Origin of the sequence: Nocardiopsis kunsanensis DSM 44524 (assembly GCF_000340965.1) — a bacterium.
GTDB lineage: Bacteria > Actinomycetota > Actinomycetes > Streptosporangiales > Streptosporangiaceae > Nocardiopsis > Nocardiopsis kunsanensis.
Window position 1 is genome coordinate 148,609 of sequence record NZ_ANAY01000007.1, and the last position, 13,164, is coordinate 161,772.

Annotated in this window: 9 protein-coding genes and 1 riboswitch; of the genes, 6 read left to right on the forward strand and 3 right to left on the reverse strand. The window is 70.0% G+C overall.

All coding sequences use genetic code 11. The annotated features are described in order from the left end of the window. Nucleotides 1-93: 93 nt before the first annotated feature. Nucleotides 94-1,638, reverse strand: coding sequence for a polysaccharide deacetylase family protein (locus D456_RS0106590; protein ID WP_040698872.1), 1,545 nt, complete (start codon nt 1,636-1,638; stop codon nt 94-96). Between the two features lie 201 nt (nt 1,639-1,839). Further along, nucleotides 1,840-2,067: riboswitch (cobalamin riboswitch) on the forward strand. Between the two features lie 166 nt (nt 2,068-2,233). Between D456_RS0106590 and metE the strand changes: the two genes are divergently transcribed. After that, complete coding sequence (metE, locus tag D456_RS0106595; RefSeq protein WP_017575373.1) at nt 2,234-4,510, forward strand: 5-methyltetrahydropteroyltriglutamate--homocysteine S-methyltransferase; 2,277 nt, start codon at nt 2,234-2,236, stop codon at nt 4,508-4,510. A 97-nt stretch (nt 4,511-4,607) separates the two neighbouring features. On the opposite strand, the gene D456_RS0106600 is transcribed toward metE, so the two are convergent. Further along, complete coding sequence (locus tag D456_RS0106600) at nt 4,608-5,672, reverse strand: hypothetical protein (RefSeq protein ID WP_026115635.1); 1,065 nt, start codon at nt 5,670-5,672, stop codon at nt 4,608-4,610. 562 nt (nt 5,673-6,234) lie between these two features. Continuing rightward, a complete protein-coding gene (locus D456_RS0106605) occupies nt 6,235-7,302 on the reverse strand; it encodes a coiled-coil domain-containing protein (protein ID WP_017575375.1) in 1,068 nt (355 codons plus the stop codon). Between the two features lie 700 nt (nt 7,303-8,002). Between D456_RS0106605 and D456_RS0106610 the strand changes: the two genes are divergently transcribed. The 5 genes from D456_RS0106610 to D456_RS0106630 all read left to right on the forward strand — a co-directional run bounded on the left by D456_RS0106610 (nt 8,003) and on the right by D456_RS0106630 (nt 13,164). Continuing rightward, complete coding sequence (locus D456_RS0106610) at nt 8,003-8,959, forward strand: methionine ABC transporter ATP-binding protein (protein WP_017575376.1); 957 nt, start codon at nt 8,003-8,005, stop codon at nt 8,957-8,959. Further along, nucleotides 8,959-9,681, forward strand: coding sequence for a methionine ABC transporter permease (locus D456_RS0106615; RefSeq protein ID WP_017575377.1), 723 nt, complete (start codon nt 8,959-8,961; stop codon nt 9,679-9,681). The genes D456_RS0106610 and D456_RS0106615 overlap by 1 nt, the downstream gene beginning before the upstream one ends. A 199-nt stretch (nt 9,682-9,880) precedes the next feature. Further along, nucleotides 9,881-11,272 (forward strand): GH1 family beta-glucosidase, encoded by a 1,392-nt coding sequence (locus D456_RS0106620; RefSeq protein WP_017575378.1) that lies wholly within the window; start codon nt 9,881-9,883, stop codon nt 11,270-11,272. Between the two features lie 119 nt (nt 11,273-11,391). After that, a complete protein-coding gene (locus D456_RS0106625) occupies nt 11,392-12,423 on the forward strand; it encodes a LacI family DNA-binding transcriptional regulator (RefSeq protein ID WP_017575379.1) in 1,032 nt (343 codons plus the stop codon). Between the two features lie 75 nt (nt 12,424-12,498). Then, nucleotides 12,499-13,164, forward strand: coding sequence for a hypothetical protein (locus D456_RS0106630; RefSeq protein ID WP_017575380.1), 666 nt, complete (start codon nt 12,499-12,501; stop codon nt 13,162-13,164).

Below are 13,164 nucleotides of genomic sequence, written 5' to 3' on the forward strand. Positions count from 1 at the left end.
CGGCTGCTGGCAGCAACATAGTGGACCCGGTCACGCCGCCCCGGGACCTGTCCACATGTGGTCAAATGCCCGAGTGTCGCCCGCGCCGCCGACTCACCCGTCACTGGCGTCAGCACCCTCGTCAGCGTCCTCCTGGTCCCCTTCCTCGGGGACACCGTCCGTGTAACGCTCCCCGGGCTCCGTGGAACCGAGGAGCTGGGACACGGTGACCATCTCGACCCCGCGCGATTCCAACTCCTGGACGATCTCCTCCGCTGCGGTGATCGTCGTGGAGTGGATGTCGTGCATGAGGATGATCGCGCCGTCATCGGCCCCCTCCAGCGCCGTGTCGGCGACCTTCTCCGCGTCCCGGTGGAGCCAGTCGTTGGTGTCCACGCTCCACAGGATCTGGGCCAGACCCATCTCCTCGGACACGGCCGCCACACCACCGTCGGTCGCGCCGTAGGGAGGACGCATGAGGTCCATCTCGTAGCCGGTCTCACGCAGCACCAGCGCCTGGGTGGAGCTGAGGTCCATGGTGGCGTCGTCGGCGCCGATGGAGGTCAGGTCCGGGTGGTTGAGGGTGTGATTGGCGATCTCGTGCCCCTCCGCGTAGGCGCGGCGCAGGGTCTCGGGGTGCTCCTGCACGGGGTGGCCGGTGACGAAGAAGGTCGCTCGGGCGTCGTGTCGGCCGAGGGTGTCGAGCAGCTGCGGTGTGCCGCCGCCGGGGCCGTCGTCGAAAGTCAGGGCCACGCAGGTGGTCCCGGTGTCCGTGCAGTCCACACTGCCGTCGTCGGGGAGGATGGTGCCGGGAGCGGGGCCGAGGGAGTCGTCCCTGCCGGTGTCGGGGGCTTCGGCGATCTCGAAGGTGTCCACACCCACCGTCGCGGCCTCGTGCACCCGGTTGCCCAGCTCCGACAGCAGCGGTTCGACCTCGGAGTGGTCGAGCACGGCGTGCGTGCGGCCCTGGGAGGCCGGGGCCACCTGGCCGGTGTCGAACTCCACGACCAGGTCGCCGTCGGGATTGAACCCGATCGAGTCGTACAGGGCCGAGATCGGGTACATCCCCGAGGTGTGGGCGTCCTCACCCAACTCTTCACGCACCAGTGTGTTGAGGGCCGTCAACGCCTCCTGCCCGTCGAGCAGGTGCGTGGATCCGTGCACCTGCCCCTGTCCGGTGTCGTACCAGTAGGTGGAGAAGCGCTCGCTTTCCCCCTCGGAGTCGCTCTCCGTGGCCACGAACCGCACCCCGACCAGGCCCTGCCGGGCGGCGGTCAGGTTCCAGTCGGCACGGTAGGAGTCGGCCCCGGGATTGGCGTGGTCGAACGCGGCCACCTCGTCGGAGAGCCGTCCCTCCAGGTACTCGGTCAGCGGTTCGGCGCGGGGCAGAGCCGGATAGGTCACCGACGTGTCCACCGGGCCGTCGTAGGAGAGTTCCTCCTCCTGCAACCCCGAGACCGAGCCGGGGTCGACGACCGTCTGGCCGTCGGGCTCACCCTCGGCCGGAGGGAGGGTCACCTCCTCGTCCCCGGAGGGTTCGTCGGAGCTCTGGGCACTGTCGGCCGTGAGCAGGCCCGGCGGTCGGGTCGCCATGATCAGTAGTCCCAGGAGAACCGCGAGGGCCAGCGCGGCGGTGGCGAGGGGGCGGTCGGGGGCCATGTTCGGAAGAGACCGCTTGTTCACCAGGTAAAACTCCACGTTCTTTGTCCTGCGTGCGCTGGGGCGGGGGAACATCTCCCGCGCGCGACGCTCGCTTCTCGGCGCGCGGCCCGACCGCGGGGAGAGGCGGCTCGGGCGGGGATTTGCACACACCGGGTTGTAGGGGCTGTCGGGGGGTCTGTCTATACTCGCAGCCGTGGAAGGTACACACGGTGTTCCCACGTCGGCGGAGCCGATATTTCGGGAACCCCGTGTGTCGCAAGAGGGAACCCGGTGTGAATCCGGGACTGCCCCGCAGCGGTGTATGGGAACGAAAGCCGTCAACAGCACTGGGGAACGGCCCGACAGGGCGCGGGAACCGGGAAGCGGCGGCCGGTAGGCCGTTCGGTGCTCGGCACCGGACACGCCCATGAGTCCGAAGACCTGCCTCCACCCGGTGGCGCGGACGCGCCACCGGTGGTCCCGAGCCTCGAGGGAGGGCCGACGGACGGTGGTGCGGCGTGTGTTCCCCACAGGGATCGCGTGTGCGCCCCACGTGTCCGCTGTCGCTTCCTCGTGGCCGGTACCCGGCTTTCGACGAGGGAGAGAAGCTTTCATGAGCAGCAACACGACCTCATCCGTGCCGTCGGTGCGTTCGACGGTGCACGGCTACCCGAGGATCGGTCCGCGGCGTGAGCTCAAGCGCGCCGAGGAGGGCTACTGGGACGGCACCGTGACCGCCCGGGAACTGGACGCTGTCGCCGCCGACCTGCGCGCGGGCGCGCTCGACCAGCTCCGGGAGGCCGGGGTCGACGACCTGCCCTCCAACACCTTTTCCTTCTACGACGGTGTCCTGGACACGGCGGTCCTGTTCGACCTGGTCCCGTCCCGGTTCACCTCGCCCGCTGCGGCCGAGGACCGCCAGGAGTACCTGCGCCGCTACTTCGCAATGGCCCGTGGTGAGCAGGGTGCCCCGCCGCTGGAGATGACCAAGTGGTTCGATACGAACTACCACTACCTGGTGCCCGAACTGTCACCGAACGTGCGCCCGCGACTGGTCGGGGACAAGCCCGTCGCGGAGTTCCGCGAGGCCCGGGCCGCCGGGCACCACACCCGTCCGGTCCTGATCGGCCCCCTCACGTTCCTGCTCCTGTCCAAGGCGGCCGAGGAAGCGCCCGAGGGGTGGCAGCCCCTGGAGCTGCTCGACCAGCTCGTGGAGGCCTACGCCCAGCTGCTGGGTGACCTGGCCGCTGCGGGTGCCACCGAGGTCCAGCTCGACGAACCGATCCTGGCCACCGACGAGGGCCGGGCCCGCTCGGCCGAACTCGAACGTGTCTACCGCAACTTGGGCGGGGTGACCGAACGCCCGTCGATGCTGGTGTCGACCTACTTCGGTTCCATCGGCGCGGAAGCACTGCGTGTACTCAAGGGGTCCCCGGTCGAGGCCGTGGGCCTGGACCTGGTCACCGACGACGAGGGTGTGGAGGACCTGGTCAAGGTCTCCGGTCTCGGATCCACCCGTCTGGTGGCCGGCGTGGTCGAGGGCCGCAACGTCTGGCGTACCGACGTGCCCGCCACCCTGGCCAGGCTGGGGACCGTCCTCGGCCTCACCGACGAGCTGACGGTGAGTACCTCCTGCTCGCTCCTGCACGTGCCCATCGACCTGGACGCCGAGAACGGCCTCGACCCGAAGCTGCGCGGGGCCCTGGCCTTCGCCAAGCAGAAGGCCGAGGAGGCCGCGCTGCTGGGCCGCGCCCTGTCCCAGGGCACGGACGCCGAGAAGCCCGGGGACGGCGCGGAGATCCCCACCTTCACCGACACCCGTGTGCGGGCCCGCCTGGAGGCCCTGGGACCGGACGCCACCCGGCGCCCCGAGGAGCGTGGCACCTCCGGCAGGTCCCTGACCACCACGACCATCGGTTCGTTCCCGCAGACCCCGGAACTGCGCAGGGCCCGCGCCGCGCACCGTCGCGGTGAGCTGCCCACCGAGGAGTACGAGGCGCTGCTGCGCAAGGAGATCGACCGGGTCATCGCGTTGCAGGAAGAGATCGGGCTGGACGTGCTCGTGCACGGCGAACCCGAGCGCAACGACATGGTCCAGTACTTCGCCGAACAGTTGGAGGGCTACGCCACCACACAGAACGGCTGGGTGCAGTCCTACGGTTCGCGGTGCGTGCGCCCGCCCATCCTGTACGGGGACGTCTCACGCCCCGATCCGATGACGGTCGAGTGGATCACCTACGCCCAGTCGCGTACCGACAAGCCGGTCAAGGGCATGCTCACCGGCCCGGTGACGATGCTGGCGTGGTCGTTCGTGCGCACCGACCAGCCACTGGCGGACACCGCCCGCCAAGTGGGGCTGGCCCTGCGGGACGAGGTCGCCGACCTGGAACGCGCCGGTATCCGCCACATCCAGGTGGACGAGGCGGCCCTGCGCGAGCTGCTGCCGCTGCGCGAGGAGCAGCAGCAGGCCTACCTGGACTGGGCGGTGGAGTCCTTCCGGCTGGCCACGTCCGGGGTCGCACCCACCACGACGATCCACACGCACATGTGCTACTCGGAGTTCGGCACGGTCGTGGACGGGATCGAGGCCCTGGACGCCGACGTCACGAGTGTGGAGGCGGCGCGCTCTCGGATGGAACTCGTCCGTGACCTGGGCGAGCGGGGCTACCGCCGCTCCATCGGGCCGGGCGTGTACGACATCCACTCACCCCGGGTGCCCTCGGCGGACGAGGTGGAGGCCTCCCTGCGGCTGGCGGTCGACCACGTCGACGCCGGGCACCTGTGGGTCAACCCGGACTGCGGTCTGAAGACCCGCGGCTACACCGAGGTGGAGCAGTCCCTGCGCAACATGGTGGAGGCCGCACGCCGGGTGCGGGCCGACCTGGGCTGAGTTCTGCGGTCCCGTGCCCGGTGGCACGGGACCCGGTACACGTGAGAGGGGCCGTGACAGTGAGCTGTCGCGGCCCCTCCGTGTCGTGTGTTCCGGGTCAGCTGCCGACCTGGGCGAGAGCGTCCTCGCCGGCGGCGACCATCATGTCCTGGACGTCCTCGGGCATCGTGTAGTCGTCCAGCTCTGCGTCCTGGTCGTAGGCGCTGTGGAGCTGGTACTCCAGCCGGAGGTTGAGGTTGGCCGTGCGCACCAGGAGTGTGGCCACGGGGATGTCCTCACCGGCGAAGTCGTAGCCGTTGACGACGAAGTAGGACTCGTCTCCCAGGTCGACCTCGCTCTCCTCGGTGACCTCGTCGAGGTAGAGGCTGTAGTCGGACTGGCCGAGGACCTCCTCGACCCCGCGCTCGTACTCCACCGCGGCCTCGGCCTCGGACTCGCTGTTGCTGTAGGGCACGGAGTAGGTGAGTTCGAGGGCTCCGTAGGACTCGGAGTCGTTGCCCTCGGGCGGGTCGGACATCCTGCTGGAGCAGCTCGAGGTGTTGTCCTGCACCGACTTGTTGCCCTCATCGGTGAGGAGGAAGTTGCTCTCCACGTCGGAGGTGAAGGCTTCGCAGGGCTCCGTCGGCACGCTGTAGGGGGCCTCGCCGGAGGCCTCGGTGGTGCCCTCGGTCCCTTCGTCCTCCTCGTCCCCGCCGGTGTCGTCGGCCTGGTCGGATTCGGTGGTGGACTCCGCCGACTCCTCGCTGGGCTCCGCGGAGACCTCGCCGGTCCCGTTCTTGTTGATCAGGGTGACGATCACCGCGACCACCAGGACGATGATGACCGCACCGCCGCCCAGGACGACCCAGAGACTGGCCTTGCTGCCTCCCTTGCCCCCGCCGTTCTGCGGTGGCGGGACGGGGCCGCCCGGACCGCCGTAGGGAGGTTGGCCGCCCCCGTACATCGGTTGGCCGACAGGACCCTGCGGACCGTAGCCGGGTTGTCCACCGGTCCCGTACCCGGGTTGTCCGGGCATCCCGCCGTGCGGGCCCGGGGGCATGGGGGGATGCCCACCGCTGGGGTCGCCACCTGGGGGCGGGCCGTAAGGCGGCTGCCCCTCACCGTACTCACCGCCACCGTAGGGGTTCTGCGGTGGCTGGTTGTGAGGTCCGTTATCGCTCATGGCTCCCCTCGCCCGGTATCGCTGTGACCGGTGATGACTGTCTCGCCGTCTTGTGTGGGATGTGTGGGCCCGCCTATTGGTTCCACGGGATTCCGCGTCCTCCACGTCCATGGGCGAGAGGCCGGTGTGGGGGACGGGTCGAGGGCGCACACCACGGGGCCCTCGGTGATCCGATGATGGACGGGGTGGTCCCCGAAACCCAGGGCCCGGTCGCCGAGCACCCGCTGACCGGCGGATCGACCGCAGGCCGGGATCGGGCAGGTGTCCCGGGACGTCAGCATCCTAACGCCGAGGTGCGCCCTCGGGGTGGCCGGACCAGGACAGATGGCAAAAACGTCGCCTATTTGTGCCATTCATCCCGAATGGCGGGATTGGCGTAATTAAATCGTGATGCACGAACGGCTGTACAAGTAATGGAACCGCGATATTGAACCCTGTTCGATCCCGCGACGGCGGGGCGTCGGGAGCGGCGCTGTTCTCACTGTCCGTGTCCATTTCACCGGGAAGGGTGAAGAGGTGTCGGTGGGTTGGCCGGAAGCGGCCAACCGGGAACACCGTTCCGTCAGAACATCGAGATGTGCACGTGATCGAAGTGGTTCTCGGTGATGCTGCCCCGATCGGCCATGTCACGCCAGCCGGTGTCGCCGCGCCGTACGTCCCAGATCTGCTGGCGGTAGATGACGTACATGACCCCGAGGTCGTCGGAGTTGTCCCGCGCCCACTCGGCGATCTCCCAGCCGCGGTCGATCTGCTCCTGGCTCGGCATCCGGCCGTTGCCGTTGAGCATGAAGTCGCAGGCACGCCCCTTGGGGTGCTCTCCCACGACCCAGCCGCCGTCCTCGCGGAAGCAGCCGACACCGCCCACGTCGTTGCCGCGTCCGAACTTCTCGATGCCGAGGTCGCGCATCTGCTCCGTGCGCGGGGTGATGTTGTCCGGCGGCTCCATGGGCTGATCGGGGTGGTCGGCGATGAGCCGGTGGACCTCGTCGCGTCGGTCCTCCAGCTCTTCCAGGTCCTCCTCGGCCGTGGCCAGGCGCTCCTCGGCGTGCTCCCGGGCCACCTCGTCGCGGCCCAGGGCCTGCTCGAGTTCGTCGATCTTGTCCTGGTTGGAGCCGGACAGGTAGTCGACGACCACCGCGCGGTCCATCACCACGTCCGGTTCGGCCTCCACGAAGAGCGACAGCGCAGGGTCGATGCCGCCGGCGGTGTAAGTGGCCACGGCCAGCGAGCGCACCTGTTCCTCGGCCTCCTCGACCTCCTCGCGTGTGCCCTCGGCCCGCGTCTCGGCGCGCTCGGCCTCCTCCATGACACCCTCCATGTCACGGAGCTCGCCGTCGTACTCCTGAGCCAGACTCTCGGAACGGTCGCGCAGCGTATCCATGTTCTCGACGTCCGTGGGGAGCGCGGCCGAGACCGGTGCCTGCGGTGCGGCGACCAGCACAGCGCCCATCGTCACGCCGAGCGCTCCGGCGCGTAGGCGTCCCGGTCCCCTCAGGGCGCACAGGACGGAGGAGGCCAGTTCACTCCAGGTCCAGTTGGGAGGGTCGGGCGCCCAGAAGTCGGCGTAGGGATCCCCGTCCGGGTGGGCGGCCCGGGGACCGAACCCTCGATCGAGGTCGTCGGACTGCACGGTGTGGTCGCTCCTTGTGCCCGACCGGCCCCCGGCGGAGCAGGGGTGGTGCGGGTGCGGCGTCGGGTCGGTCCCGAACCCTCGGCCCGCGGGCCGTGTCGTTGCCGGAGGGCCTGCGGACCCCGGCGGGCGGGTCGTGCGCACGCCCCGTGATCCCGCACGGGGCGAAGGGCACGGGACGCACCCGAGTGTAGGCACTCCGCCGGACCAGGAGGGGAGGGAGCGGCCGGATCGACCGAGAACATAAATGGACAATGTGTCACAAATAACCCACATGAGTGGTCGGGATCAGATGAAGTGACCCATGTGTTCATGATTGTCTGGACGAGTGAAGGCTCTCAGGTACATCACCATCGCACCCCACGCGGCCCCGGCGCCCATCGCGCGCTCCGGCGGCTGTTGTCGCGGCGCGTCCTGACGAGCACCCGGGACCGAACGCGGAACGCGAACGTCCCGGGCCTGCCCGAGCCCGCCCCGCCATGGGCGGTGAGCTCGCTACTTCGGCTCCGCAGCCGTCCGCGTCGCGCACCAGCCCTGCCGAGGCCGTGTGTACGGCGCGCCGCAGAGGTGTCCCTCCCGGCAGCTCCGTGCGTCCGGGTGCGGGCGTCAACCCCACGCTGTGAGCTCCGACCCCGAGATCCCCGGACCGGGGCCGTGGGGCCACCGCTGAGATGTCGATGGGAAAACCGTGATTGACGCAGTGGGCCTGCAAAAGGTCTACAGGTTGAAGAAGAAGCAGGTCACCGCGCTGAACGGCGTCGACCTGCATGTACGTTCCGGCGAGATCTACGGGGTGGTGGGCCAGAGCGGTGCAGGTAAGAGCACGCTCCTGCGCTCGGTGAATCTTCTGGAGCGCCCCGACCAGGGAACCGTCGAGGTCGACGGCCAGGCACTGACATCGCTGCACGGAACCGGCCTGCGCGGGGCCCGCCGCCGCATCGGCATGGTCCACCAGCACTTCGCGTTGCTGTCCTCGCGTACCGTCGCCGGCAACGTGGCCTTCCCGCTGGAGGTCGCCGGGGTCGGACGGGCGCAGCGCAGGACCAAGGTCGGTGAGCTCCTGGAACTGGTGGGCCTGGGCGACAAGGCCCGCGCCTACCCTTCCCAGCTCTCCGGCGGGCAGAAGCAGCGTGTGGGGATCGCCCGCGCGCTGGCCTCCGACCCCAAGGTCCTGCTCAGCGACGAGGCGACCTCGGCGCTGGACCCCGAGACCACCGAGGCGATCTTGGTCCTGCTGCGCCGCCTGCGCGACGAACTGGGGCTGACGATCCTGCTCATCACCCACGAGATGGACGTCATCAAGCGCATCTGCGACTCGGCCGCGATCATGGCCGACGGCGAGTTCCTGGAATCGGGCCGGGTGCTGGACCTCATCGGCACCCCCGGTTCCCTGCTGGCCCGATCGCTCTTCCCGTTGCCCGACAACGGCGGCCCGGACACCGTTGTGGTGACCTATCCGCGTTCCTTCGACCGCCCGTTCATGTCGGAGCTCACCCGCCGCTTCGACGTCGACGTCAACATCCTCGGCGGGGGAGTGGAAGAGGTCGCCGGGCAGTCCGTGGGACGCCTGAGTGTGGACCTGATGGGCAATCGCCGGACCGAGGCGATCGACTACCTGACCCAGCAGGGCCTGCTGGTCGAGGAGGCCGGACAGTGATGACCAACCCCGCCGATCTGCTTCTGGCCTCCACGGCCGTGGCCGGCCCGGTCGTGGACTTCCTCCGTGAATGGCCCGTCATGTGGCCGGAGCTGTGGCTGAGCACCCAGGACACCCTCTACATGGTGTGGTGGGCCTCCTTCTTCAGCGTGCTCTTCGGCCTGCCTCTGGGCGTGCTGCTGGTGACCACCGACCGGGGCGGACTCACCCCGGCGCCGGCTCTGCGTGCGGTGCTGAGCACCGTCGTCAACGTCGGGCGTTCACTGCCCTTCATCGTCCTGATGGTGGCGGTGCTGGCGCTGACCCGCCTGCTCGTGGGTACGACCCTGGGCCCGACGGCCGCGATCGTGCCGTTGAGCATCGGTGCGGTCCCCTTCTTCGCCCGTCTGGTGGAGACCTCGCTGCGCGAGGTGGACCGCGGGGTGATCGAAGCCGCCCACGCCATGGGCACGCGCAAGGTCAGCATCGTCGGCAAGGTGATGCTGCCCGAGGCCCTGGCCGGTCTCATCGCCGGCCTGGTGATGACCGTGGTCACGCTGATCTCCTACTCGGCCATGGCCGGGGCGATCGGTGGCGGCGGTCTGGGTGACCTGGCCATCCGCGAGGGTTACCAACGCTTCAACGACCACTATCTGTGGGCGACGGTCATCCTGCTGGTGGCCATCGTCCAGATCGTGCAGAGCCTGGGTGACCTGTTGGTGCGCCGCCTGGTGAACCGCTGACCCGTGCCCTGAGCGGGTGGCGCGAGGCGGGGACGCCGATCCGCCTTCCCACCGGGTGCCGGGGAGGGGCCGGCCGCCACCGGCCCCTCCCCGGCACCACCGGTCCTCGTTCCGCCGTGACTGTTGACACCGGAGGAGCGGTCTGCTTCCTTTGTTGGGAGCGCTCCCAAACCCCCCTGACGGAAGGTGCGTCCGAGCAGTGAACGACAGCAACGCATTCCCCGACGATTTCCTCTGGGGAGCGGCCACCGCTTCCTTCCAGATCGAAGGCGCCACCACGGCCGACGGCCGTGGACGCAGCATCTGGGACACCTTCGCCGATGTCCCGGGAAAGATCCTGGGCGGCGACACCGGCGACCCGGCCGACGACCACTACCACCGCTACACCTCCGACGTCGCCCTGATGCGCGACCTGAACCTGGGCGCTTACCGGTTCTCCATCGCCTGGCCACGTGTGCTCCCCGAGGGCCGCGGCAAGGTCAACCAGGCCGGGATCGACTTCTACGACCGGCTCGTGGACACCCTCCTGGAGGCCGGGATCCAGCCCTGGGCCACCCTCTACCACTGGGACCTGCCCCAGGCGCTGGAGGACGCCGGCGGCTGGCCCGCCCGGGACACCGCCCACCACTTCGCCGAGTACGCCCGCATCGTCGGTGAGGCCCTCGGGGACCGCGTCACCAACTGGATGACGGTCAACGAACCCTGGTGCTCGGCCTTCCTCGGCCACCTCGAGGGGGTCCACGCACCCGGCCGGCGCGACGCCGGCGACGCTCTGGCCGCCACCCACCACCTGCTGCTCGGCCACGGCCTGGCTGCGCAGGCCCTGCGCTCGACCGGAGGGCCCGTGCGTGTGGGCCTCGCCCACAACCAGGCCGTCATCCGCCCCCACGGCCCCAACGCCGAGGACGTGCGCGCCGCCCGCCGGGCCGACGGCGTGCGCAACCGCCTGTTCACCGACCCCGTCCTCAAGGGGCGCTACCCGGCCGACGTCGTGCGCGACCTGGCCGGGATCAGCGACTTCTCCTTCGTGCGCGAGGGCGACCTGGAGACGATGTCCACGCCCCTGGACTTCCTCGGTGTCAACTTCTACTCCCCGGAGTTCGTCGCCGCCTCCGCAGACGGCATCGACCCCGCACGGGTCAGCGGGGCCGGCGACGTCTGGCTCGGGGCCGGCCCCGAGGAGGTGCACGTCTCCCAGGGGCTGCCGGTCACCCACATGGGCTGGGAGGTCGACCCCACCGGCCTCTACGACGTGCTGCTGAGGCTGGCGGGCGAGAGCGGTGGGATCGACCTCTACGTCACCGAGAACGGCTGCGCCTTCGAGGACACCGTCACCGCGGACGGGCGGGTACACGACCCCGACCGCCGCGACTACTACGAGGCCCACCTGAGGGCAGCCCGGGAAGCCGTCGACGCCGGAGTGCCCCTCCGCGGTTATTTCGCCTGGTCGCTCCTGGATAATTTCGAATGGGCGTGGGGATACTCCCGCAGGTTCGGGCTCGTGCACGTCGACTACGCCACCCAGGAGCGCGTGGTCAAGGACAGCGGCCTCTGGTACGCCGAGCTCGCCCGTACGGGACGTTTTTCCTGACGGTGATCCCGGCACCGCGAACCCCTTCCGCGGTGTACCCCGTCACAGTGGACGAGACCGTCCCGGTCACCGCACCGGGGCGGCCTCGTCCCGTCTTCGTGTGGAGAGGAAGGCCTCAAGTGGCCAAGAGCGGTGGTCGGCAGCGCCCGACCCTGGAGATGGTGGCCGAGCGCGCCGGAGTGGGGCGCGGCACCGTCTCGCGTGTCATCAACGGTTCGGCGCAGGTCAGCCCCAGGACCCGGGACGCGGTGCACACCGCCATCACCGAGCTGGGCTACAGCCCCAACCACGCGGCCCGGACCCTGGTGACACGGCGCACCGACACCATCGCTCTGGTGGTCTCCGAACCCCGGGACCGCTTGTTCGCCGATCCCTTCTTCGCCGACATCATCCGCGGCGTCAGCTCCGTGCTGCACGAACGCGACCTGCAGCTGATGCTGACCACCGCCCGCAGCGAGGCCGAGCACCGGCGCGTGGGCGACTACCTCGCCGGATTCCACGTCGACGGCGCCCTGTTGGTGTCCCTGCATCGCGACGACCCGCTGCCGGCCCGGCTCACCGAAGCCGGTGTGCCCGTGGTCCAAGGGGGCCTGCCCCACACCAACGTCCGTGCCACCCCCTACTACGTCGAGGTCGACAACACCTGTGGCGGACGCGAGGCCACCCGGCGCCTGTACGAGACCGGGCACCGCCGTGTCGCCACCGTCACCGGGCCCTTGGACATGAACGCCGGGGTCGAACGGCTGCGCGGTTACCGGCAGGTCGTCGAGGAGACCGGCCTGCCCGCAGACGAGGACCTCGTCGTGGAGGGCGACTTCAGTGCCGAGGGCGGAGCCGCGGGCATGGAACGCCTCCTGGACTCGGCGGAGCCCCCCGACGCGGTCTTCGTCGCCTCGGACATGATGGCGCTGGGCGCCATGCGGGTCCTGCGCGAACGCGGCCTGCGTGTGCCCCACGACCTGGCCCTGGTCGGGTTCGACGACACCCTCATGGCTGAACACAGCGACCCGCCGCTGACCACCGTCCACCAGCCCACCGTCCGTATGGGGTACGAGATGGCGACCCTGCTCACCGATGTGGCGATCCCGCGTACCGAGGCGAGCGCGAGTGTGGTCCTGGACACGCACCTGGTCGTGCGCGGGTCCGGGTGAGCCCGTGGAGCCGTTGGACCTCTGTGAACGGGCTGTGCCAGGCTTGAGTCGGTCGAGACGGAACGAGGAGACACGATGCGCTGGGTGACCTACCTTTCCCCGAGCGGGGGCGGCGAACGCGTCGGGACTCTCGATGACGGCGACGTGCTGGGCAGCTCCGAGCAGCGTGGGCTGACCGAACTCCTGGCAGCCGGACCGCAGGAACTGGCCCGGGTGCACGCCCGTGCCGTCGAGGCCCCGACCGAGATCATCCTCGAACCCGAGGCACGCATGTGCGCGCCCGTGCGTCCCACCGGCCTGGTCCCGGTCCGGGCAGGCGAGCACCTGTGGGAGATTCCGCCGGAACAGGTCACCGGCGTCGACGAGCCCGTGCTGCGCACCGCACGCGTGGCGTACGCGGGTGTGGCCGCCGTCGCCGGTTCCGGGGGCGGCACCGCCGCATTCACCCCCGCGTGCCTGTGGACCGACGCAGACGGGCTGCCGGTGCAGTTGAGCCTGGGGCCGGTGCTGACCACCGCCGACGAGATCGAAGACACGCCGGTCGAGGTGGTGCTCCTCGTCGCCGAGGACGAGGTCGCCCGCGGGACGGTCCGACCGGACCAGGGCCGGCCGGCCTCCGGGCCGGGCCGGATACGCGCCTTGCTGCCGTTGTCCACCCCGCCCCTGGAGGAGGACGACGAGCTCTTCGTGGAGCTCGGCCCGCTGGGGGAGTTCGAGGTCAGGGTCGGAGCCCAGGCCTGA